Source organism: Streptomyces sp. NPDC005402 (genome assembly GCF_040606575.1).
Taxonomy (GTDB): Bacteria; Actinomycetota; Actinomycetes; order Streptomycetales; family Streptomycetaceae; genus Streptomyces.
In genome coordinates, this window is record NZ_JBEXFB010000018.1 from 138,734 (window position 1) to 160,757 (window position 22,024).

Genomic DNA, 22,024 nt, shown 5'->3' on the forward strand with positions numbered 1-22,024 from the left:
CGCTACGGATGCGAAAGCTCCACCAGGAACACCGTCCACCCGCCCCCGCCGGAAAGGAGCGTCAGAACATGTCCGGGCACCAAGGCCGCCTGGATGTACGCAGCAGGGCGTCGGCCCCCCGGCCGGCGCCCGCTTGTTCTTCCCGCACCCGCCCCAGCGCCGCGAGCCGCACCGCCGACTCGTCCCCGAGCCACAGCGTCGCCAACTCCCGTACGTCCAGCGTGAGATCCGCGCTCCTGGTCGTCGCCGTGCAGGAAGCCCCGTCGGGCGAGGCCTCCAGCCGGAACCGCCCGCCGGCCATCCCGGACCCGTCCACGACCTCCAGCACCAGCGCCCCCTCGGCCTCGTAGGTCCGCGCTTCCAGGGCCCGTACGACATCCAGGATCCGCACCCACAGCCAGTCCGCCTGCATGGTGATCCTGGCTGCCGGGGGGTTGGGCAGAAGGTGCGGGAGCAGGTCGTCGGGGGCCCGCCAGCCGCTCTTGACCTGCATGACCCAGTCGATCGAGCACAGGTAGTGCCACAGGGCACGCTCGGCGGCCGGGGTCGAGGCGATCAGGTTCCGCACGCTCGCCGTGTTCGACGGCTGCATGGTGTCGGCCCACTTGTCGTCGACGTCGTACGCCATCAGCCCCTCGACCGTGCCGTCCGCCGCCCGGTACACCGCGAAGAACGGCTCGGTCCAGCCCGGTTCGGTGCGCACGGCACCCGTGTTCAGCTGCCACCACCAGTCGCCCCGGCTGATCGCCCCCGGTGTGGCCCGGCGCATCCGGTCGTGCAGCTCGGGACCGAGCCTGCGTACGTCGTCCGGGTCCACCAGGTCGATACGGCCGCCGCCCAGATCCGGGCCGCGGGGGTCGAGGCCGGAGCGCGGGACGTCGATCGCCCACTCGGTGCCCGAGGTCGCGGGGCCGAAGCCGTAGCGGCCGTAGATCCGGTACTCGGCGGCGATCAGCGTGGCCAGGACGTCTCCGCGTTCCTTCGCGGCGGCGAGGTCCTGGCTCATCATGCGGGTCAGGAGACCGCGTCGGCGGTGAGTGGCGGTCACGGTGACGGCGGAGATCGCGTCGGCGGCCACGAGTCGGCCCCCGACAGCCGTCACCTCCTGCGCGAAGGAACGGAAGGTCGCCACACAACGGTCCCCGTCGAAAGCCCCGACGAACCGGCCGGGCTCGAACTGCTGCCTGCGGGCCTCCAGTTCCGTCTCCGGCACGACGGGCTCCCGCAGAAACCCGGCCCGCACCGCCCGCAGCCACTCCGGGTACTCGGCCTCGGTGATCGGACGGACGTCTATGTCGGCTATGTCGGCTGGGGCGCTCATGGGGCCACGGTAGGCGGGCGGAGTGGGGGTGTCGCGCCGTTTTCCGCACACCCCGAACGGCCGCCCGGTCCCTAGGTCAGCAGGTCCTCCACCTGCGCCTCCCCCTCCCGGTACCGCCGGGCGATCTCCCCGCTGCACTCGTCCGCCGTCCGCTGCAACCGCTGCCGGCGCCCCGACACCCGCTGCTCGTACCGCACGAGCCGGCCCATCGCGGTGCTCAGTTCCAGGTCGGTCCGCGCGGAGAGGTCCGAGAGCTCGACCTCGGCCAGCATCTCGGCGGCCAGCAGCCGGTACTCCTCGCTGTGCGGGGTGCCCAGCCTGACGTGGCGGGCCGAGGAGCGGTGGCGGGCCGGGGCGTCGGTGAGGATCTCCGGGAGCCGCTCGAACACCGAGGCCTCCGGGAGCCGCTCGAGCACCGAGCCCGTCGGGGACCGATGGAGCAGCTCCGCGCGGAGGATGTCGATGCGGCCCTGCAGCAGCCGTCGGAGGTAGCTGAGGTCGGCCTCGTCCCGCTGGGCGTCCCGGCGCAGGGTGCGCAGTTCGGGCAGGCTCAGCGTGGCGAGGTCCTGTTCGGGTGGATCGGAGGGCAGCAGGGGGCTGTCCGTACGCTGCGTGGGCGGCCGGGGTGGTTCCGGCTCCGCCCTGTGGGCAACGCGGACGGGCCCGAAGTGCTGCCCGGTACTCGGTGTGCTCATGCGCCTCTACCGTCCCCTCGACCGGCGTGTGGAAGCATCGTGCCACCCCAAGTGGCCACTATGTGACCGAGTGCCCCCTAACGGCCCCGAACGGCCCCAGATGGGGGGTTAAGGATCGCCTGCAAACCCGAACACTGCCCCGTCCCCCAGGACCGGCATGATGGGGCACATGCGTGCAGTGGTGCAGAGGGTGGACGGTGCGAGCGTCGTCGTCGACGGTGAGACGGTCGGGGAGATCAGCGGCGAGGGGCTGTGCGTCCTGGTCGGGGTCACCCATGAGGACACCAAGGAGAAGGCGGCCCAACTCGCCCGCAAACTCTGGTCGGTGCGGATGCTGCACGACGAGAAGTCGTGCAGCGACATCGACGCCCCGCTGCTGGTGATCAGCCAGTTCACCCTGTACGGCGACGCCCGCAAGGGCCGCCGTCCCACCTGGAACGCGGCCGCCCCCGGCGACATCGCCGAGCCTCTCGTCGACGAGGTCGTCGCCCAGCTCCGCGCCCTGGGCGCGACGGTGGCCACCGGCCGCTTCGGCGCGCGGATGCGGGTGTCCCTGACGAACGACGGCCCGTTCACGGTCCTGCTGGAGATGTGAGCCTACGGCTCGACGATCGCCTCCTGGGCGGCCGCCGTACTGTCGGCCAGCAACCGCGCGTCCAGGGGGACGTTCCGCTTGACCAGGGCGAGCGCGACCGGACCGAGCTCGTGGTGCCGTACGGACGTCGTCACGAAACCGATCTTGCGGCCGTCGGGCCCCTCGTCCGCGAGCCGGAGGTCGGCGCCCGCGGGCGGCAGGTGCACCTCGCTGCCGTCCAGGTGCAGGAAGACCAGGCGGCGCGGGGGCTTGCCCAGGTTCTGCACGCGGGCGACGGTCTCCTGGCCGCGGTAGCAGCCCTTCTGGAGATGCACCGCGGTGCCGATCCAGCCCAGCTCGTGCGGGATGGTGCGGTGGTCGGTCTCGAAGCCGAGGCGGGGACGGTGGTGCTCGACGCGCAGCGCCTCGTAGGCCAGCAGACCCACCGCGGGACCGGACTTCTCGGCGTACGACTCCAGGTCCGCGCGGGGCAGGAACAGATCACGGCCGTACGGCGTCTCGCGTACGACGACGCCCTGCGGCACCTCGGCGATGGAACCGGCGGGAAGGTGGACGATCGCGAACTCGTCCGTGCGGTCGGCGACCTCCACCCGGTTGAAGAACTTCATCGACTCCAGGTACGCGATCAGCGCGCCCTGGGTGCCGGGTTCGACGTGCGCCCAGACGGTCGTCCCGTCGTCGACGAGATACAGCGCGTGCTCGATGTGGCCGTGCGCGGAGAGGATGAGCGCCTCGGTAGCCTGGCCCGTGGGCAGGTCGCTGACGTGCTGGGTGAGCAGCAGGTGCAGCCAGCTGAGGCGGTCCTCGCCGGTGACGGACACGACCCCGCGGTGCGAGAGGTCGACGAATCCGGTGCCTTCGGCGAGGGCGCGCTGCTCGCGGAACAGGTCGCCGTAGTGCGCGGCGACGTCTTCGTCCACGCCCTCGGCGGGGACGGCTCCGGGCAGGGACAGCAGAGGGCTCTTCATATGACTAAGCCTACGACTCGGTAGTTGAAGCCTTGAGAGAGCAGTCCTTGCAGCGGCCGAAGATCGCGAAGTGCTTCATGTCGGTCTCGAAGCCGAACTCCTGGCGGAGCTTCGCGGTGAAGTCGGCGGCCACCTTGACGTCCGCCTCGATGACGTTCTGGCAGTCGCGGCAGACCAGGTGGATGTGGTGGTGCCGGTCGGCGAGGTGGTACGTCGGCGCCCCGTGCCCGAGGTGGGCGTGGCTGACCAGACCGAGCTCCTCCAGAAGCTCCAGGGTCCGGTACACCGTGGAAATGTTGACCCCCGACGCCGTCTTCTTCACTTCCGTGAGGATGTCGTCGGGGGTCGCGTGCTCCAGGGTGTCCACAGCTTCGAGGACAAGCTGGCGCTGCGGCGTCAGCCGGTAGCCGCGCTGCCTGAGGTCGCTCTTCCAGTCGGTGCTCACCACACCGGAAAGTCTAGGACCTCCCGGCGCGGGACCTGCTTGAAGCGGGGGACCTACTTGAAGAAGGCGATCCCGTCGTCCGGCATGTCGTCGGGCAGGGCCTTGGCCCAGCGCTCGACCTCCTCCGGGGTGACGACCTTCTTCAGGTGGGCCGACATGTAGGGGCGCAGCTCGACCTCGGGGGTCTGCTTCTCGCCGACCCACATGAGGTCGCTCTTGACGTAGCCGTACAGCCGCTTGCCGCCGCTGTACGGGCCGGAGGCGGCCGTCCGTGCCACGGCGTCCGTGACCAGGTCGATCTGCGGCTTCTGGTCGGCCATCTCGCCGTACCAGATCTCGACGACACCGTCGTCGCGGACCATCGTCACCTCGACCTTGCGGTCGGCGTCGATGCGCCAGAAGCCGTGCTCGGACTCCAGCGGGCGGACCTTGTTGCCGTCGTTGTCCAGCACCCAGGTGTGGGACTCGTACTCCAGGAAGTCCCGGCCGTCGTGGCCGAAGGTCACTTCCTGGCCGAAGTTGCACTTCTCCGAACCCGGGAAGTCGTGCACGCCCGCGCCCGCCCAGTTACCGAGCAGGAAGGCGAGCGGGACGAGGTCCTTGTGGAGGTCGGACGGGATCTCGATCATGAGTGGCGGTTCCTAGAGGGGGGTCAGCGCTGGCCCTGGTACAGCTTCTTCACGGTCAGTCCGGCGAAGGCGAGAACGCCGACGCAGACCAGGACCAGCAGGGCTTCGAAGAAGATCTCCACGGGGTGCTCCTCGGATGAGCGTGGTGCGGTGCATGTACACGGGCCGGGCCCCAGCTTACGCGGCCGGGGCCCGGGGGGCGGTGCGAGGTTCCCCTACGGGGTTCAGCCCAGGAGCTGGGCCTGGAGGGTCACCGTCTGCTGGAAGGGGACGGCCGAGGCCGAGCCCTTGCGGGACTGGAGGATCACCGCGAAGACGTCTCCGGCCGAGAGGTAGCCCTGCCGGACCTGCTCGGCGCCGTACGGCTTCGGCTCGGTGAAGGCGGTGCGGGTGATCCCCGAGACGGCGGCCGGGTCCGGGAAGGCCTCGTCGTAGACGGCCTCGGCCGCGCCACGCACCTGATAGGTCGGGCTGGTGTAGGCCTGGACGTCGCTGGCCAGCTTGGACTCCACGATGTTCGCCGTACCGAACTGGAGCAGATAGATACGGGTCCGGGTGCCGTCCGACGCGGTCCAGCCCCGGGCCGCGATGTGGCGCAGGCCGGTGTCGACGAGTTTCTGTCCGAGCTCCTGTCGCTCCTCCTTCACCTCGTACTCCGCCAGGAAGTCCTTCATCGCCAGCCAGCCGTCCGAGCCGCGCAGCGCCTTGTCCTCCTTCGCTCCCTGGGGCACGGGAAGGAGGAGGGCGCGCAGATCGGCGTAGTGCGCCTCGGCCGCGTTGCCCGCGGCGAAGGGGCCGGGACTGCCCGACGGCAACGGCGGCTTGGTGAGCCGGGGGAAGTCCCAGCGCCCGTCGGAACGGGTCGACAGTCCCGGTACGTCCGTGCGCTCCATCCCCGAGATCCCGTACGCCGTCGCCGTCCCGGCCGCGGCGAGGACGACGGCGGCCGCGGTCCAGCGCAGCACGGCCCGCAGGACCCGGCGGTCCTTCCTCACCTCGGCCGGCGCGGGCTCGGGCGGTGTGTCGGGCAGCGGGGGCGCGGCCACCTGCTGTGACTCGGTCATACCGCCTCCCCCCGCTCGGCGATGCGGTCGAGCTGGGTACGCAGGAGCATCGCGACCCCCTTGGTGTCGAGTGGGTGGGGCCCATAGGCCGTGATGGAGACCAGGACGTCCCCCACATAGGCGGAGCAGAGCATCATGTCGAGGTCGTCCTCGGCGCTCCCCGACAGCCGAAAGCACCGGGCGTCGTCGTGGCCCTTGATCTTCGGGCCCTCCTTGAAGAGGTCCAGGGTCGCGAGGAACTCGTTCTGGGCCCTGGAACTGTTGCGGACCGCTGTCTTGTTCGCCATCTGGGCGAGCACGACGCGCACCGAGTAGATGTCCTGGTTATGGGAGAAGGCGTACGACTCACCGCTGAAGTAGCTGCGCATCGCCATGCCCGAGAGTCGCTGCCGGTCGATCTGCCGCTCCAGCTGCTTGCGCTGGCTCCGGGGCAGGCCTCGGAGCGCCTCCTTCCGCAGAGCCGTGGCCTGGGCGCCGCCGAGTTGCACGTCGGATCCGAATTCCGCCAGGTCGGGCCCCCGGACCCAGCCGTCGGTGCCGTAGGGCACGAGCATGCCGGCGAGCCCGCGCTGGGTCACCGCCTTCTTCTCCTCGACCGTGGACGCGGGGAACTTCCAGATCGGGGCCCCCGGGTCACGATCGGCGTCGCCCACGGTCACCACCGTGCCGCCCACCCCGGCCACCAGCGCCGCGGCGAGCAGCACCGAACCGGCGACGGCGGCGATGCGGCCGCGTCGCCGGGGCTGTCGGACCGGGGCGACCGGGGCGGTTGACGGCTCGATCGCCGTTTCCGGCGCCGGTGTCATTGCCGGTCCCGGCTCCTGTGTCTCGTGTTCCGTCGTCACAGCCGCTCCATCTGCCGCTCGGCGAGGTCCATGATCGTCTTCTTGGAGATCTGCTTGGTCCCGTAGATCCAGATCTCCATCGAGACGTCTCCACGCCACGCGTGCGCCTCGGCCGCGTACTGCGGCAGATAACCCGGCTCGGTGTCCGGCCGGGTGTGCACGTAGGCCATACCGTCCCCGGTGCCGGGGATGGCCCAGCTGTCGGTGCCGGTCTCCCCCTCCGCCCAGTCCTGGTGGTTGGAGCTGGAGTCGAGGGCCGCGAGGGAGTCCTCCTGCCGGAACTGGACGAGCCGGATCTCCACGCTGTACGAGCTGCCGACCTTCCAGCCGGCCACGGCGGCCCGGCGGAACTCGTCGCCGACGAGGTCGCTGAACTTCTCTGCCGGGTCGGTGAAGTCGTCCGCGTACTCGGCGATGTCCAGCCAGCCGTCCCCCGTCCAGTCGGCGTCCCGCGCCCCCGCCGGCTTCCTCAGCAGCAGCTTCCGCAGATCGCCCTCGGTCTTCACCCGGCGGTCCTGCGCGGCCGACAGCGGCTCGGGTCCCTCCCCCTTGGCCTGCGCCAGCACCGGCTGGGACAGCGGCGGCAGCGGAGTCGGGTCGCGGTCGGCCTGGATCAGGTAACCGGCACAGGCACCGGCGACGACACCGAGCACGGCGGCACCGGCGATCAGCATCGTGGTCCGTCCGCGACGGCGCGGCGCCCGGCCCTCGACCGGCGGGTCCGCCGACAGGGCCGACTCCCCTGTTTCTTCTGCTACTTCGGGTACTTGCAAGACATCCCTCACACCCAACCTGAAGCGCGCATGCCATATACACGCGCACAGGTGACTCATGGTCAACAGCCGGAGTTGTAGCCGCGCTGGTTACGATTCGGACATGGCGAAGAAGCTCGTGATCAAGGTGACCGCCGGGGCCGACGCCCCCGAGCGCTGTTCGCAGGCGTTCACCGTCGCGGCGGTGGCCGTGGCCAGTGGGGTGGACGTCTCGCTGTGGCTGACCGGGGAGTCGGCGTGGTTCGCGCTGCCGGGGCGGGCCGCGGAGTTCGAGCTGCCGCACGCGGCCCCGCTGCCCGACCTGCTCGAGTCGCTCCTCGCGGGCGGCCGCATCACACTGTGCACCCAGTGCGCGGCCCGCCGGGACATCACCGAGAAGGACGTCATCGAGGGCGTACGGATCGCGGGGGCGCAGGTGTTCGTGCAGGAGGCGCTGGGGGACGAGACGCAGGCGCTCGTCTACTGAGCGGAGACCGGGCGGCCCCGCGGACTGTCACAGCTGATCGACAATCGGGCGGGCGCCTTACCCGGCACGGTTAGTCTCACGCTCGACGGCCACCCGTCCGTCGACAACACCGCCGCTCTGGGGGATCCACCGCATGCGCGCCCTGCGAATACTTCTGATCATCGCCGTGATTCTCGGCGGGCTGTTCGTCGCCGCCGACCGTCTGGCGGTCCACTTCGCGGAGGGCGAGGTCGCGGACCGGCTGAAGACGCAGGAGGGGCTGACCACGACGCCGAGCGTGGACATCAAGGGGTTCCCGTTCCTGACCCAGGTGGCCGGCGGTGAGCTCGACGACGTCGAGGTCGGGATGAAGGACTACGACGCGGACACCGGCACCAGCGGGGGCACGATCCGCATCGACGACCTGAACGCCGCCATGAAGGGCGTCGCGTTCTCCGGCGACTACAGCTCCGCCACCGCCTCCACCGCCGCCGGGACCGCGACGATCGCCTACGACCAGCTGCTGAAGGCGGCCAAGTCGCAGGAGACCCAGCTCCCGCTGGGCGTCACCGCCAAGGTCGTCGGCCTCTCCGACGGCGGCAGCGGCAAGATCAAGGTCGACATCAAGATCAGCGCCCTGGAGCAGCCCGTCTCCGTGCTCAGCACGGTCAGCGTCGTGGACGGGAACACCGTGCGGGTGCACGCCGACTCGATCCCCAGCTTCGGCAACATCACGCTCGCCGACTCCGACGTCCGTTCGATCGCCGACTTCGACCAGAAGATCGAGGGCCTGCCGGGCGGCATCAAGCTCGACAAGGTCGAAGCGGGTGCGAACGGTGTGGAGATCGCGGTGAAGGGTTCGGACGTCAAGCTCGCCGGGTAGGACGAGCCTCGGGCCGGACCCGGCTCGTCCGACAGGCGAGACGGTGACGTCCGTACCGTAGATGTTATGACGACTACAGCCGCCCGGGAACCGTGGGAGCACGACCCGGGCGGCTTTTTCGTCCCACATCCCGGACGATCGCATCTCAACATGCGACACACCGGTGACATGCCGGTATGTCCCTCCCTACGATCGACCACTATGAAGCGACAGGCGGATCTCACGAAGCGGCGGGCAGTAGACCTGTGCCGCGTCGCCGCCATGCTCTGTCGCCCCTTCTGAGCGGACGGCACCGCCCTCCGCATCCCCCTTGCCCTGGACTCTCAGGCATCCGTGCGCCCCGCGCACCCTTCCGCACGCCCCGCCGCAACTGCCCCGGAGGAGAAAGAGCATGAGCCGCAGCGACGTCCTGGTCGACGCCGACTGGGTCGAGGCCAACCTCGACGACCCGAACATCGCGATCGTGGAGGTGGACGAGGACACGTCCGCCTACGAGAAGAACCACATCCGCAACGCGATCCGCATCGACTGGACCAAGGACCTGCAGGACCCGGTCCGCCGGGACTTCGTCGACCAGGAGGGCTTCGAGAAGCTCCTCTCGGCGAAGGGCATCGCCAACGACACCCTGGTGATCCTCTACGGCGGCAACAACAACTGGTTCGCGTCCTACGCCTACTGGTACTTCAAGCTGTACGGCCACGAGAACGTCAAGCTTCTCGACGGCGGCCGCAAGAAGTGGGAGCTGGACGCCCGCGAGCTGGTGGAGGACGTGCCCGAGCGCGCCACGACCGACTACAAGGCCAAGCCGCAGAACAAGTCCATCCGCGCCTTCCGCGACGACGTGGTGGCGGCCATCGGTTCGCAGAACCTCGTCGACGTGCGGTCCCCCGACGAGTTCTCCGGCAAGCTGCTCGCCCCGGCCCACCTGCCGCAGGAGCAGTCGCAGCGTCCGGGCCACGTCCCGTCCGCGCGCAACATCCCGTGGTCGAAGAACGCCAACGACGACGGCACCTTCAAGTCGGACGAGGAGCTCAAGGAGCTCTACGCCGAGGAGCAGGTCGACCTCGCCAAGGACACCATCGCGTACTGCCGCATCGGTGAGCGCTCGGCCCTGACCTGGTTCGTGCTGCACGAGCTGCTCGGTGTCGAGAACGTCAAGAACTACGACGGCTCCTGGACCGAGTACGGCTCCCTGGTCGGCGTTCCGATCGAGCTCGGCGCCAACAAGTAAGAAAACCCGTCCAACCCGACCGGCCTTCCTTCCGGTCAGACCCCTCTTTGGAGAAGACATGTGCGGAGCGAAGGCCGGCGGCCCGGACGCCTCGACGATCAAGCCCGGTGAGACCACGATCCAGGGCCAGGTGACGCGTGACGGCGAGCCTGTGGTGGGCTACGTCCGCCTCCTGGACTCGACCGGCGAGTTCACGGCGGAGGTCCCGACCTCCGCGACGGGCCAGTTCCGCTTCTACGCGGCCGAGGGCACCTGGACCGTCCGCGCCCTGGTTCCGGGCGCCACCGCCGACCGCACGGTCGTCGCCCAGCAGGGTGGCCTGGCAGAGGTCGCGATCGCGGTCTGAGGCACCTGCCTGACCGACCGGAGGGCCGTACCCCTGGGGTACGGCCCTCCGGCCTTGCCCGGGCCTACCCTGAACGTATGTTGGCGCGACGACGGCATGTCTACTTCGCCATGATGGGCACCTGCATCGGGCTGTTCGTCCTGGCCTGGGGAGTCGTACGGCTCTGGTCGATGCCGGTGGCCGTGGGGATGTGCGTGGTCGCCATGGTGATCCCGCCCCTCGCCGCGATGGTCGCCAACCGACGCGGCCCGGACGACCGCTGGTGGGACGATCCCTCCGGCGACCCCAAGTCCGACGAGTGGTGGGACGAGCTGGACGGGAAGAGACGGCGGCAGTAGGAAGGCGGGCATGTCGCCCCTGAAACTGTCCACCGTGGTCCTCGACGCACGGGACGCGCATGAGCTCGCCGGGTTCTACCGTCGGCTGCTGGGATATGTGGTGCGCGCCGAAGAGCCGGACTGGGTGCTGATCGGGCCGCCGGCGGGCGCCGAGGGCACGTCCCTCGCCTTGCAGGGCGAACCTGAGTACGTCCCGCCCGTGTGGCCCACCCGCGACCCCGGTGACCAGCAGATGATGCTGCATCTGGACATCGAGGTCGACGGCGGGCCGACTGCCCTGGAGGCCGAGACCGAACGGGCGGTGGCGGAGGGGGCGCGGCTCGCCGAGTACCAGCCGCAGGACGACGTGCGCGTGCTGTACGACCCGTCCGGGCACCCTTTCTGCTTGTGGACCGAGGCTGTCCCGGCGACCTAGCCGATCGCGCGGCCCAGGACGTACACCGCCGGGGCCGCCGCGGCCAGGGGCAGGGCCACGCCGGCCGTGAAGTGCACGAAGCGGGACGGGTAGTCGTAGCTCGCGACCCGGTGGCCGATCAGCGCGCACACCGCGGCGCCCGCGCCGAGCAGGGCGCCTTTCGCGCCGAGGCCCGTCATCCCGCCGACGGCGATGCCCGCGCCCGCCGCGGCGAGCAGCGAGACGACCACGGAGGCCGGGGTCGGCAGGGGCAGCGCGCGGGCCAGGACCGCCACGGCCACCGCGGCCGCGCCGACCGTCACCGCGTCCGGGTCCGCCGCGAGGTGGCCGGTCGCGACGATCGCCAGGGCCGCCGAGGCGACCGTCGCCATCAGGCCGTACATCCGCTCGTCGGGGTCGGCGTGCGAGCGGAGCTGCATCACCAGGCTGAGCAGGACCCAGACGCCGAGGGTGCCGAGGATCGCCGCGGGCGCGTTCTCCCGGCCGGCCGTCAGCAGTGCCGCGTCCGCGACCAGCGCGCCGAGGAACGCCAGCGCGATGCCCTGCCGGGCGGGCCACATTCCGTTCAGCCGGAACCAGCCGGCCGCGGTGACGGCCTGGAGGACGACGAGGGGCACGAGAAGGGCGTACGACCCGACGGTCGCCGCACCGGAGAGCAGCAGGCCGAGCAGGGCGGTGAGCGCGGCGGGCTGGATGCCGGGCTCGATGATCGGGGACCGGCCTTCGAGACGGGCGCGCTGGGCGTCGGTGACGCGGGCGTTGCCGGCGAGGGTGGCCGGGCCGTAGTCGGAGGAGGCGGAACCCGGGGTGCCGTGATCGCCGGGCCCGGGAGGGGGCGACGCGGGCCCGTAGGGAGCGGCGCCATAGGCACCGGGGGACGGCGACGTGGACCCGTAGGCGACGGGTCCCTGCCCGGGAGCGGCGGCCCCCTGCTGCCCCGCGCCGTACGCCTGGGACTCCGCGTCGTACGCCTGCTGGGGCGGATACGCGGTCTCCGCGGCCGGTGTCCCGACCTGGGTCTCCCAGGTCTGGCCCTGCCACTGCTGGGTGTACTGCTGGGCGGCCTGCGAGTCGTCGTACCCCTGCTGGGCCGGCCAGCCCTGCTGCGGGTACTGGTCGTAGCCCTCGTACGGCTGGTTCGTCATCGTCACCCTCCTGCGAACGGCGGGAGCACCTCGACCGTGCCGCCGTCGGCCAGCCGTACCGTCTCATGTCCGCGGGTGCCCACGGGGTCACCGTCGACGAGGAACGAGCATCGCCGCAGGACCCGCACGAGTTCACCGGGGTGGCGCTCGCGTGCCGCGTCCAGCGCCTCGGCGAGCGTGGCCGCGTCGAACGGCTCCTCGGCGATCCCGGCCGCGGCCTTCGCGGCGGCCCAGTAGCGCACCGTGACCTTTGGCATCCGCTTCCTCAATCGATCGGTGGTGTACGGGGCCCAGGCTAGCCGCCCGCTGTGACAGCCCAGTCCCCGATACGGCCCAGCAGCTCGTCGCCGACCGCGTGTTCGGCGTGGCCCATGGGCTCGATCCACAGCTCGCCGTGGCCGTCGGCGGCCTGCGCGAGCATCCGCGGGTGGTCGAGGGGGAAGTAGCCGTCGCGGTCGCCGTGAACGATGAGCAAGGGGGTGGGGGCGATCCTCGGGACCGCCTCGACCGGGGACAGGGGGACGGGGTTCCAGTCCCGGTGGTGGATGCGGGTGCGGAATCCGTAACGGCTCACCAGACGGCCCGCGGGGCGGGTCACCAGCCAGTGGAGCCTGCGCATGGGGGCCGTGCCGCGGTAGTACCAGCGGGCCGGTGCGCTGACCGAGACGACCGCGTCCGCGTGCGCGTCCGTGCCACCGCCGGTCTCCTGCCGGTACAGCGCCGCGTGCCGCAGCACCACCGAGCCGCCCATGGAGAAGCCGACGGTCGCCACCCGCGCGTGGCCGAGTTCGCGTGCCCACGCCACCGCGGCGGCCAGGTCCAGCACCTCGCGGTCGCCGACCGTCGAGCGCCCGCCGGAGGCCCCGTGGCCCCGGAAGGAGAACGTGACCACACCGCCGTACCGCGTGAGCGCCTCCACCACCCGGCGAACGTGAGGGCGATCCACGTCACCGGTGAAACCGTGCGCGATCACGAACACCAGGTCACGCGCGGGTGGCCGGGAGGCGTCGTATACGGAGGAGGGCGGATCGTATACGGAATCGATCGTCACGCCGTCGTCGGTGTGCAGAAACGTCCGTATAGGTGCGTGTCTGGGTGTCTCAGAGTGCGGACTCCCCGTGGAACGCACCACACGACCTGCCTGATCCATGCTCATGTGGGCTATTCTCGTCGGAAGAGGACTCGGGCAATGCAGCCCCCGGGTCCTTTTGTGCTTTCGGATACCCCTGTATACGAAAGCCGTGACCTCGCGGGACCGAGGAGGAACCAGACATATGAGTTCTCTGCTGCTCCTGACCAATGCCCTCCAGCCGTCGACGGAGGTGCTGCCGGCCCTCGGCCTGCTTCTGCACAACGTGCGCGTGGCTCCGGCGGAGGGCCCCGCACTCGTCGACACCCCCGGTGCCGACGTCATCCTCATCGACGGACGCCGTGACCTGCCCCAGGTCCGCAGCCTGTGCCAGCTGCTGCGCTCGACCGGGCCCGGCTGTCCGCTCATCCTCGTCGTGACCGAGGGCGGCCTCGCCGCCGTCACCGCCGACTGGGGCATCGACGACGTGCTCCTCGACACCGCCGGCCCGGCCGAGGTCGAGGCGCGGCTGCGCCTGGCCATGGGCCGGCAGCAGATCGTCAACGACGACTCCCCCATGGAGATCCGCAACGGCGACCTCTCGGTCGACGAGGCGACCTACTCCGCGAAGCTCAAGGGCCGGGTCCTCGACCTCACCTTCAAGGAGTTCGAGCTCCTCAAGTACCTCGCCCAGCACCCGGGCCGCGTCTTCACGCGCGCGCAGCTGCTGCAGGAGGTCTGGGGCTACGACTACTTCGGCGGCACCCGGACGGTCGACGTGCACGTACGACGGCTGCGCGCGAAGCTCGGACCCGAGCACGAGTCGCTGATCGGCACCGTCCGGAACGTCGGTTATCGATTCGTTACGCCCGAGAAGGGCGAGCGGGTCACCGACGAGGCGAAGGCCAAGGCGGACCGGGCAAAGGCGGAGGATGCGGACGACAGTGCCGCCCTCGAAGACGTAGAGGCATAGCGGGTCCCGCGCATGGGCATGGCTCCGGCACCGGCGTACCCCCGCATGGCTCACAGCGGGAGTACGGGCACGTCCTTCACGCCCTGCCCAGAGCGGGTCCATCCGCGTAGACTCCGCGCGTGGCCAAGGTAACCAGGGATGACGTGGCGCGGCTGGCGGGAACGTCCACCGCCGTAGTCAGCTATGTCATCAACAACGGACCCCGGCCGGTTGCCCCGGCCACGCGCGAGCGTGTCCTCGCCGCGATCAAGGAGCTGGGGTACCGGCCCGACCGGGTCGCCCAGGCGATGGCATCGCGGCGAACGGATCTCATAGGCCTGATCGTGCCGGACGCGCGCCAGCCGTTCTTCGCGGAGATGGCGCACGCGGTCGAACAGGCCGCGTCCGAGCGCGGGAAGATGGTGCTGGTCGGCAACTCCGACTACATCGGCGAGCGCGAGGTCCACTATCTGCGGGCGTTCCTCGGGATGCGGGTCTCCGGGCTGATCCTGGTCTCGCACGCGCTGAACGACAACGCGGCCGCCGAGATCGACGCCTGGGACGCCCGGGTCGTCCTGCTGCACGAGCGGCCGGAGGCGATCGACGACGTCGCCGTCGTCCTCGACGACCTCTCCGGCGCGAAGACCGCCGTCGAGCATCTGCTGGGCCACGGCTACCCCTACGTCGCCTGTATGGGCGGCACCGCCGACACCCCCTCCGTCGGCGACCCCGTCTCCGACCACGTCGAGGGCTGGCGGCGGGCCATGGAGGAGGCGGGGCTCCCCACCGAGGGACGGCTCTTCGAGGCGCCGTACAACCGCTACGACGCGTATCAGGTGGCGCTCGGGCTGCTCTCCGGGCCCGATCGGCCGCCCGCCATCTTCTGCTCCACCGACGACCAGGCGATCGGCCTGCTGCGGGCCGCGCGCGAGCTGCGCATCGACGTGCCGGGCGAGCTCGGGGTCATCGGGTTCGACGACATCAAGGAAGCCGCGCTCGCGGACCCGCCGATGACGACCATGGCGTCGGACCGGTCGGCGATGGCCCGGGCCGCGGTGGATCTGGTGCTGGACGACGGGCTCCGGGTCGCGGGCTCCCGCCGGGAGCGGCTGAAGGTGTTCCCGTCGAAGCTGGTCGTGCGCCGGTCCTGCGGCTGCGAGTGAGTTTCTGAGGACCGTCTGAGAAGACCCGGCCGGAGGCCAGCGGCGGCTTTATATCGGGCATACGAGGTTCTGCCGGGCTTCTCAGGGAGCACTCAGGGAGCTCTCATGGTCGCGGGACAAGCTTTTTGTCATGACCGAGAGCTTCCGCCGCGACGGCGAGTACGAGCAGTACGAGAACCCCCACCAGGGCGCCCAGCAGCAGCACGCTTCGTCGCCCGTGAACCCCGAGTGGCCGCCCCCGCCGGCCCAGCCGCCCGCCACTCCCCCGCAGGCCCCGGCGCCGCTCCAGCAGCCGGTCGTCGAGCCGACGACCGTGTGGCCGGGCCAGCCGCAGGCCCCCGCCCCGGCCCAGCCCGCCGCCTTCGCCTCCGGGGGCGCCGGCTCGTACGGCGGTGACGGCGACGGCGGCGGAACCGCTCTCCTCACCGCGGCCCCCGCGGAGCCCGGGGCACCCGCTCACGCCCCGAAGAGGCGCACCCGCGGCCCCCTCGCCCTCCTCGCCGCCGTGGCGATCGTCGCCGCGGCGATAGGCGGCGGCACCGCCTACGGCATCCAGGAGCTGACCGGCAACGACACGGTCGCCTCCAGCAGCACCAGCACCAGCGTGGTGCCGTCCTCCGCCAAGGGCACGGTCGCCGGGGTCGCCAAGGCGGTCAGCCCGAGCATCGTCGAGATCAACGCCACCTCGAACGCGGGGGAATCCACCGGTTCCGGCGTGATCATCACCAGTGACGGCGAGATCATCACCAACAACCACGTCATCTCCGGCGCCTCCGCCATCAAGGTGAGCACCAGCGACGGCAAGACGTACACCGCGAAGGTCGTCGGCACCGACAGCAAGAAGGACCTCGCCCTCATCAAGCTGGAGAACGCCTCCGGGCTGACCGTGGCCACCCTCGGCAACTCCGACGGCGTCCAGGTCGGCGACCAAGTCGTCGCGATCGGCTCCCCCGAGGGCCTGACCGGCACCGTGACCAGCGGCATCGTCTCCGCCCTGAACCGGGACGTGACCGTCGCGACCGACGAGGGCCAGAGCCAGGGCCAGGGCCAGGGCCAGGGCGGCGGCAGCGGCCAGTGGCCGTTCGAGTTCGGCGGCCGGCAGTTCAACGGCGACACCGGCTCGTCCACGACGACGTACAAGGCGATCCAGACCGACGCCTCCTTGAACCCGGGCAACTCCGGCGGCGCGCTGATCGACATGAACGGCAACATCATCGGCATCAACTCGGCGATGTACTCGGCCACTTCGGACTCGTCCTCGGCAGGCAGCGCGGGTCTCGGCTTCTCCATCCCGATCAACACCGTCAAGTCCGACCTGGCCACGCTGCGGGCCGGCGGCTCCGACAGCTGACACCCCCTGACCTTCGCAAGGAGTACGCCATGATCAAGCAGGTTTCGCACACGGTGGCCGGTACCGACCCGGCCGGGTTCGCCCTGGCCCTCGACGTGGCGTACGCACTCCACCCGCCGGTGACGCGGGCGCCCGAGGTGGCGTCGTCCGTGGCGGTGGCCCGCCGCGGGGTGAGCGCCGCCCGCAGCCGTCGCCGCAGCGGCGCACGCGGCTGAGCCCGAGAGAGCAACTCCTGCAGCGCCAGCAGGGAACCGTGCGAGGCTGAAAGCGTTCATCACCTTCAGTCCCGTGTCCTTCCCACCGCACCCGAGGAATCCCCAGCCATGAGCCCCGCCGAAGGCGACCGTGACCCCCAGCGCATCCTGATCGTCGACGACGAGCCGGCGGTGCGCGAAGCACTCCAGCGCAGCCTCGCCTTCGAGGGCTACGACACCGAGGTCGCCGTGGACGGCGCCGACGCGCTCGACAAGGCGACGGCGTACCAGCCCGACCTGGTCGTCCTCGACATCCAGATGCCCCGCATGGACGGGCTCACGGCCGCCCGGCGCATCCGCGGCGCGGGCGACACGACCCCCATCCTGATGCTGACGGCCCGCGACACGGTCGGCGACCGCGTCACCGGGCTCGACGCGGGCGCCGACGACTACCTGGTCAAGCCGTTCGAGCTGGACGAGCTGTTCGCCCGGGTCCGTGCGCTGCTGCGGCGCAGCTCCTACGCCGCGGCGGCCGGAGCGGGGTCCGTCGAGGACGACGAGGCCCTCACCTTCGCCGACCTGCGGATGGACCTCGCGACGCGTGAGGTCACCCGGGCGGGACGGCCCGTGGAGCTGACCCGTACGGAGTTCACCCTGCTGGAGATGTTCATGGCGCACCCGCGCCAGGTGCTGACCCGCGAGCAGATCCTGAAGGCGGTGTGGGGCTTCGACTTCGAGCCGTCGTCCAATTCGCTGGACGTCTACGTCATGTACCTGCGCCGCAAGACCGAGGCGGGCGGTGAGCCGCGGCTCGTGCACACCGTGCGGGGCGTGGGGTATGTGCTGCGGCAGGGCGGCGCGGAGTGAACCGGGTCGTACGGCGGTACCGGTCGCTTCCGATCCGGTCACGGCTGGCACTGCTGGTGGCGGCGGCGGTGGCGTTCGCGGTGGCGGCGGTGTCGGTGACGTGCTGGTTCATCGTGCAGGGGAAGCTGTACGACCAGGTCGACGGTGACCTGAAGGAGATGGTGAGCAGGCCCGGCACGGTCGAGTCGCTGCTCCAGAGGTGTACACGGGCCCCGGAGAAGAACACGCAGGTGTTCCCCGGTCGCAACGACTACGTCCAGGCGATCAAGGCGAAGGGCGACCCCTGTGTCGACCCGAACTCCCCCGGCACGGTCAAGGTGACCGGCGCCGACAGGACCGTCATCGAAAACGCGAGCGGCAACACGATCTACTTCCGCAACGGCACCGACGAGGACGGCAACTCCGTACGTGTGCTGACCCGGTACCTGGGCGTCGACACGAACGACTCCCAGGGCGTCGCTCTGCTTCTCGCGTCCCCCCTCAAAGGCACCCAGTCCACCCTCAACGAACTCGCCCTCATCCTCCTCCTCGTCTCCGGTGTGGGAGTCCTCGGCGCAGGCGCCGCCGGCCTCTTCGTCGCCCGCGCCGGCCTCCGCCCCGTCGACAAGCTCACCGAGGCCGTGGAACACGTGGCCAGGACCGAGGACCTGGGCATCCGCATCCCCGTCGAGGAGGACGCCGAGGACGAGGTCGCCCGGCTGTCCCGCTCCTTCAACTCGATGACGAGTTCCCTCGCCAACTCCCGCGAGCTCCAGCAGCAGCTCATCGCCGACGCGGGGCACGAGCTGCGCACCCCGCTCACCTCCCTGCGCACCAACATCGAACTCCTCACCCGCAGCGAGGAGACCGGCCGCCCCCTCCCCGAGGCCGACCGCAAGGCTCTGCTCGCCTCGGTGAAGGCGCAGATGACCGAACTGGCCGCCCTCATAGGCGACTTGCAGGAGCTGTCCCGCTCCGAGGGGCAGCGCGGCGAACGCGTGCAGGTCGTCTCGCTGGAGGACACCGTCGAGGCTGCCCTGCGCCGGGCACGGCTGCGGGGCCCGGAGCTGACCATCAACGCCTCGCTGGAGCCCTGGTACACCCGCGGGGAACCGGCCGCTCTGGAGCGCGCGGTGGTCAACATCCTCGACAACGCGGTGAAGTTCAGCCCCGAGGGCGGGATCATCGACGTCCGGCTCGCCCAGGGCGTGCTGACCGTCCGGGACCACGGCCCTGGCATCCCCGCCGAGGAACTCCCGCACGTCTTCGACCGCTTCTGGCGTTCCCCCAGCGCCCGCGCCCTGCCCGGCTCCGGACTCGGCCTGTCCATCGTGGCCCGCACGGTGCAGCAGGCCGGCGGCGAGGTCACCCTCGGCCACGCCGAAGGCGGCGGCACCATCGCGACCGTACGGCTGCCCGGGGCGCCGACTCCGCCACCGGAGGCGCCCGCCTCCGCGCAGTGAACGCCAAGCTGTCGATGTCCTGTCAACCCTCACGCGTTCTCGACCCTACTCACGGGTTCTCTGCCAGCTTCCTGAGGTGTCGAACAGGTGCCCCACGCATCTGTCCTCAGCACTCAGGAGTGAAGAACCCCCCATGCGTTTGTCTCGTACATCGACTCTGAAGAAGAGCGCCCTCGCCGCCGCGTCCGCGGCCCTGGCCGTCACCGCTCTGCTGGCCGGCTCCGGCACCGCGCAGGCCGCCGGTCCCGGCGGGGCCCAGAACGTCCGGGGCGTGGACCCCGGCGACACCGACGTCATGCTGGACCGGCTGTGCGGCCAGGAGGGCAGCCTGACCGGCGTCTACGGCGCGCTCAACGTCGACACCGGCGAGTTCAAGACCCGGGACGAGTACCTGCGGGACGTGTTCGGGCTGTGGGCGCCCGCCGGGCCGTGGGAGCTGTTCCGCGGCTGGTGCGGGTACGCGCAGGCCTCGACCTGGTCCGTGAAGGGCGAGCCCGTCCGCACCTCCGAGTGGACCGGCAACCACGGTACGACCGAGGACAAGGTGACCTTCGTCAGCGGCTACAGCACCAAGACCTTCGCCAAGAAGAGCGTCGGCGCCAGCATCAGCCTCTCGCTGGCCAAGAGCATCTTCTCCGGCACCGTGGGCGGCAGCGCCGGCTACGAGTGGGGCTGGGAGAAGTCCTCGTCCTTCGAGCGGCGCAGCGAGAAGTCGATCCCGCCGTGCACCCAGGTGGCGACCACCTGGACGCCGTACCAGCGGGTGGTCCGCGTGAACCCGGTGTTCTACGTCGAGGACTACCAGTGGAACAAGGGCGACGGCGACGTCACCACGCACACCTGGCGTGGCCGGGACGCGAGCTGGAAGACGATCTACTCGTACGGCTACTACATCGACGGCATCTCCGACAAGCTCCTCCCCAACGGCCAGCCCGACGGCCGTGAGGACAAGTGGCAGGAGAACCTCGACCCGAAGTCCTGCGCCAAGTAGGCGAATTTGGGCGGCAACCTTCCGCGCGGGGGCGGCGACTGCACTGCGGTCCCTACCGTTCCTACTGACTGAGCGGGAGTGATTCCTGTTGCCAGGGTTCATGCTCAGCCGAACGCCCCGAGCGGTGTTGGGCGTTCTGGTTGCCCGCGTTCGCTCCGCGGTCCGGCGGCACGCATCTGGTGCGTGGTCCGGGAACGGGAGGGCGGGGTCCCTCACGCCCGGGAGTACGCCGGTCGGCCTGGACGGTCCGATGCCCGTGCACATCGCTCTGGTGTGCGCGGGGCGGTGTCGTCCGTCGCCGGATCGGGTGTCCCTGGGCGCGCCGTCCGATCGCCACGGCGGCAGCGTCGTGGCGGGTCGTCTTACGCGTGGTGCCGGTGAGGGGTTTCTGCCAGTGCTGGGCGCCCCAGCGGCTGGTGTAGGCCGGGTCCACGGCGATGATGGCGATGCCGGTCTGGTCGGCCATCGAGGTAAGCCGGGTGCGGAGTCTGCCGGTGGGCAGGCCGGAGAGGAGCTGCCTGAACCGTTTGCGCCTGCCGTGTTTCTCGCGCGTCTTCTCTGTTGCGAAGTCCAGGTCTTCGACGGCGATGGCTTTCACGCCGCAGGTTCTGGCCCAGTGCAGGAGCCGGGTGAGGGCGTGCCGGACCTGGGCGTCGCGGTGATCGGCGGTGCCCGTGAGGTCGTAGAAGAACCGGCGGGGGTTGCCGGTCGGGTTGCCGTGGGCATCGAGGCGCCAGGCGGCGAGATGATCGGCGTTCATGTCGACGCCGATCACCCCGTCAGTGAGGGCTGTGGTGATCGGGACAGTCCGGGAGACAGGGATCTGCCAGGACGCGGTCACATACCAGCGGCCCCGTGCCGCATCCAGGTGGATGCGGTAGGCGACGGCCCGGTTGGCCGCCACCCGGTCCGCCCACTCGGTGCCGCGGTGTGGGAAACCGACCCGGCACGCGAGGACGTACCGGCCGTGCGGGGCATTGGCCAGCTGCGCGAGCGGCGCCGGGAGCTTGATGCTGACCTCGCCGTCCGGGCTGATGCGGATCGTCTCGTTGCCGTACCGCTTGCCGGACTCGCCGTCCGCCTGCAAAAACCAGCGCTCCGCCTCCCAGCGCCGCCGCCACTGGTCCTCGGTCAGCCGCGCGTCAGACAGGTGATGGCGGGTGCGGGCCAGGCGCTTCCCGCCGCGTACGACGTGCACGTTGCCGGCCTTCCAGTCGGTCCGCGCACGTTCCAGCCGGTCCTCCAGTACCCGCAGGCGGCGGGACTTTGCGTGCCACTCCCGCGTGCTGCGGTAGCCGCCCGGCGTGTTCTTCGAGCCCTTCGCGCCGACCGGCAGCGACAACCGGTGCGTGATCGTACGGATCCCCGCCTCAAGACACTGGATGTGCGCGAGCTGGCCGCGCCGGGCCAGCGCCCACTGGTCATGCGTGGCCTTGGTGAGCGAACCCGCCCACCGGGACGACGACACCGCCGTCAATGCCCGCTTACGGGCCGCCCACGTGTGCGCGGAGTGCTCCAGGCCCTGCCCGCACCGCACCTTCAGATCCCGGGAGGCGAGGGATCCGAGGTACGTCCCGACCAGCGCGAGCACCTTCTCATCGGCGGGCGTCAGCTCCTTGAGCCGGGTACGGACCGCCACCCCCGAGGGACCGGGTACGACAAATGACGCCGCCAGCTCCCGCAACCCGCCCACTCCACACCCCCCATGCGGCCCCTCGAAAACCCGCTCATCACACCCAACGAGCCCCACCCGGAAAGGTCACACATTCGATGCGCGAACTCCAATTCCCTTCCTGGGGTGCCCAAACGACCGCCAGGACCCTCCGCGCTCACCCACACGCCACAACACGCTCGTAC

General features: G+C 70.6%; 25 protein-coding genes and 1 pseudogene. 14 read left to right on the forward strand and 12 right to left on the reverse strand.

Going from position 1 to position 22,024, the window contains the following annotated elements; all coding sequences use genetic code 11:
• Window positions 1-61: 61 nt before the first annotated feature.
• Together ABZT02_RS30955 and ABZT02_RS30960 are read right to left on the reverse strand one after the other, a co-directional pair.
• Window positions 62-1,321 (reverse strand): GNAT family N-acetyltransferase, encoded by a 1,260-nt coding sequence (locus tag ABZT02_RS30955; protein WP_356023270.1) that lies wholly within the window; start codon window positions 1,319-1,321, stop codon window positions 62-64.
• A gap of 71 nt (window positions 1,322-1,392) precedes the next feature.
• A complete protein-coding gene (locus ABZT02_RS30960; protein ID WP_356023272.1) occupies window positions 1,393-2,016 on the reverse strand; it encodes an aerial mycelium formation protein in 624 nt (207 codons plus the stop codon).
• 169 nt (window positions 2,017-2,185) lie between these two features.
• Between ABZT02_RS30960 and dtd the strand changes: the two genes are divergently transcribed.
• On the forward strand, window positions 2,186-2,611 hold the full coding sequence (gene dtd, locus ABZT02_RS30965; protein ID WP_069765012.1) for a D-aminoacyl-tRNA deacylase: 426 nt from the start codon (window positions 2,186-2,188) through the stop codon (window positions 2,609-2,611).
• A gap of 2 nt (window positions 2,612-2,613) precedes the next feature.
• On the opposite strand, the gene ABZT02_RS30970 is transcribed toward dtd, so the two are convergent.
• From ABZT02_RS30970 to ABZT02_RS30995, 6 genes are all read right to left on the reverse strand, one after another.
• Complete coding sequence (locus ABZT02_RS30970) at window positions 2,614-3,579, reverse strand: folate-binding protein (RefSeq protein ID WP_356023275.1); 966 nt, start codon at window positions 3,577-3,579, stop codon at window positions 2,614-2,616.
• A 10-nt stretch (window positions 3,580-3,589) separates the two neighbouring features.
• On the reverse strand, window positions 3,590-4,027 hold the full coding sequence (locus ABZT02_RS30975; RefSeq protein ID WP_355744436.1) for a transcriptional repressor: 438 nt from the start codon (window positions 4,025-4,027) through the stop codon (window positions 3,590-3,592).
• 50 nt (window positions 4,028-4,077) lie between these two features.
• Complete coding sequence (locus ABZT02_RS30980) at window positions 4,078-4,653, reverse strand: FABP family protein (protein ID WP_007382989.1); 576 nt, start codon at window positions 4,651-4,653, stop codon at window positions 4,078-4,080.
• A 224-nt stretch (window positions 4,654-4,877) separates the two neighbouring features.
• Complete coding sequence (locus ABZT02_RS30985; RefSeq protein WP_356023277.1) at window positions 4,878-5,717, reverse strand: hypothetical protein; 840 nt, start codon at window positions 5,715-5,717, stop codon at window positions 4,878-4,880.
• Window positions 5,714-6,523 (reverse strand): hypothetical protein, encoded by an 810-nt coding sequence (locus ABZT02_RS30990; protein ID WP_356023279.1) that lies wholly within the window; start codon window positions 6,521-6,523, stop codon window positions 5,714-5,716. Before ABZT02_RS30990 ends, ABZT02_RS30985 begins: the two co-directional genes overlap by 4 nt.
• Window positions 6,524-6,558: 35 nt before the next feature.
• The gene (locus tag ABZT02_RS30995) at window positions 6,559-7,236 is read right to left on the reverse strand and encodes a hypothetical protein (RefSeq protein ID WP_356023281.1); all 678 of its coding nucleotides are present in this window, start codon (window positions 7,234-7,236) and stop codon (window positions 6,559-6,561) included.
• Between the two features lie 202 nt (window positions 7,237-7,438).
• Here ABZT02_RS30995 and ABZT02_RS31000 point away from each other — a divergent pair, with 202 nt between their 5' ends.
• From ABZT02_RS31000 to ABZT02_RS31025, 6 genes are all read left to right on the forward strand, one after another.
• Window positions 7,439-7,801: a DsrE family protein gene (locus tag ABZT02_RS31000; protein WP_355744455.1), complete on the forward strand. Its 363-nt coding sequence runs from the start codon at window positions 7,439-7,441 to the stop codon at window positions 7,799-7,801.
• Window positions 7,802-7,934: 133 nt separating this feature from the next.
• Entirely contained in the window at window positions 7,935-8,663 is a 729-nt protein-coding gene (locus ABZT02_RS31005) for a DUF2993 domain-containing protein (RefSeq protein ID WP_356023282.1), read from the forward strand.
• 391 nt (window positions 8,664-9,054) lie between these two features.
• Window positions 9,055-9,894, forward strand: a complete 840-nt coding sequence (locus ABZT02_RS31010) for a sulfurtransferase (RefSeq protein ID WP_356023284.1) — start codon at window positions 9,055-9,057, stop codon at window positions 9,892-9,894.
• A 58-nt stretch (window positions 9,895-9,952) separates the two neighbouring features.
• Complete coding sequence (locus ABZT02_RS31015) at window positions 9,953-10,240, forward strand: DUF1416 domain-containing protein (protein ID WP_020122955.1); 288 nt, start codon at window positions 9,953-9,955, stop codon at window positions 10,238-10,240.
• Window positions 10,241-10,317: 77 nt separating this feature from the next.
• A complete protein-coding gene (locus ABZT02_RS31020) occupies window positions 10,318-10,578 on the forward strand; it encodes a DUF3099 domain-containing protein (RefSeq protein WP_356023286.1) in 261 nt (86 codons plus the stop codon).
• A 10-nt stretch (window positions 10,579-10,588) separates the two neighbouring features.
• Window positions 10,589-10,993 (forward strand): VOC family protein, encoded by a 405-nt coding sequence (locus ABZT02_RS31025; protein WP_356023289.1) that lies wholly within the window; start codon window positions 10,589-10,591, stop codon window positions 10,991-10,993.
• On the opposite strand, the gene ABZT02_RS31030 is transcribed toward ABZT02_RS31025, so the two are convergent.
• The 3 genes from ABZT02_RS31030 to ABZT02_RS31040 are packed head-to-tail and all read right to left on the reverse strand — an operon-like array spanning window position 10,990 to window position 13,294.
• Window positions 10,990-12,138 carry a hypothetical protein gene (locus tag ABZT02_RS31030; protein WP_356023291.1) on the reverse strand — a complete coding sequence of 383 codons (1,149 nt, stop codon included), beginning with the start codon at window positions 12,136-12,138 and terminating at the stop codon, window positions 10,990-10,992. The genes ABZT02_RS31025 and ABZT02_RS31030 overlap by 4 nt on opposite strands.
• Before the next feature lie 2 nt (window positions 12,139-12,140).
• Window positions 12,141-12,395, reverse strand: coding sequence for a MoaD/ThiS family protein (locus tag ABZT02_RS31035; protein ID WP_007382997.1), 255 nt, complete (start codon window positions 12,393-12,395; stop codon window positions 12,141-12,143).
• A gap of 38 nt (window positions 12,396-12,433) precedes the next feature.
• On the reverse strand, window positions 12,434-13,294 hold the full coding sequence (locus ABZT02_RS31040) for an alpha/beta fold hydrolase (protein WP_356023294.1): 861 nt from the start codon (window positions 13,292-13,294) through the stop codon (window positions 12,434-12,436).
• Window positions 13,295-13,412: 118 nt separating this feature from the next.
• Here ABZT02_RS31040 and ABZT02_RS31045 point away from each other — a divergent pair, with 118 nt between their 5' ends.
• The 7 genes from ABZT02_RS31045 to ABZT02_RS31075 all read left to right on the forward strand — a co-directional run bounded on the left by ABZT02_RS31045 (window position 13,413) and on the right by ABZT02_RS31075 (window position 20,167).
• Window positions 13,413-14,180 carry a response regulator transcription factor gene (locus ABZT02_RS31045; RefSeq protein ID WP_356023296.1) on the forward strand — a complete coding sequence of 256 codons (768 nt, stop codon included), beginning with the start codon at window positions 13,413-13,415 and terminating at the stop codon, window positions 14,178-14,180.
• Between the two features lie 119 nt (window positions 14,181-14,299).
• Window positions 14,300-15,322 carry a LacI family DNA-binding transcriptional regulator gene (locus ABZT02_RS31050; RefSeq protein WP_355744477.1) on the forward strand — a complete coding sequence of 341 codons (1,023 nt, stop codon included), beginning with the start codon at window positions 14,300-14,302 and terminating at the stop codon, window positions 15,320-15,322.
• Window positions 15,323-15,452: 130 nt separating this feature from the next.
• Entirely contained in the window at window positions 15,453-16,673 is a 1,221-nt protein-coding gene (locus ABZT02_RS31055) for a trypsin-like peptidase domain-containing protein (RefSeq protein ID WP_356023299.1), read from the forward strand.
• A gap of 29 nt (window positions 16,674-16,702) precedes the next feature.
• Window positions 16,703-16,888, forward strand: a complete 186-nt coding sequence (locus ABZT02_RS31060; RefSeq protein WP_356023301.1) for a hypothetical protein — start codon at window positions 16,703-16,705, stop codon at window positions 16,886-16,888.
• 108 nt (window positions 16,889-16,996) lie between these two features.
• Entirely contained in the window at window positions 16,997-17,734 is a 738-nt protein-coding gene (locus ABZT02_RS31065; RefSeq protein WP_280858552.1) for a response regulator transcription factor, read from the forward strand.
• Window positions 17,731-19,176, forward strand: a complete 1,446-nt coding sequence (locus ABZT02_RS31070) for a HAMP domain-containing sensor histidine kinase (protein ID WP_356023305.1) — start codon at window positions 17,731-17,733, stop codon at window positions 19,174-19,176. Before ABZT02_RS31065 ends, ABZT02_RS31070 begins: the two co-directional genes overlap by 4 nt.
• A 133-nt stretch (window positions 19,177-19,309) precedes the next feature.
• The gene (locus ABZT02_RS31075; protein ID WP_356023307.1) at window positions 19,310-20,167 is read left to right on the forward strand and encodes a hypothetical protein; all 858 of its coding nucleotides are present in this window, start codon (window positions 19,310-19,312) and stop codon (window positions 20,165-20,167) included.
• Window positions 20,168-20,228: 61 nt separating this feature from the next.
• On the opposite strand, the pseudogene ABZT02_RS31080 reads toward ABZT02_RS31075, so the two are convergent.
• Window positions 20,229-21,860: pseudogene (locus tag ABZT02_RS31080) on the reverse strand (IS200/IS605 family accessory protein TnpB-related protein).
• Window positions 21,861-22,024 lie beyond the last annotated feature (164 nt).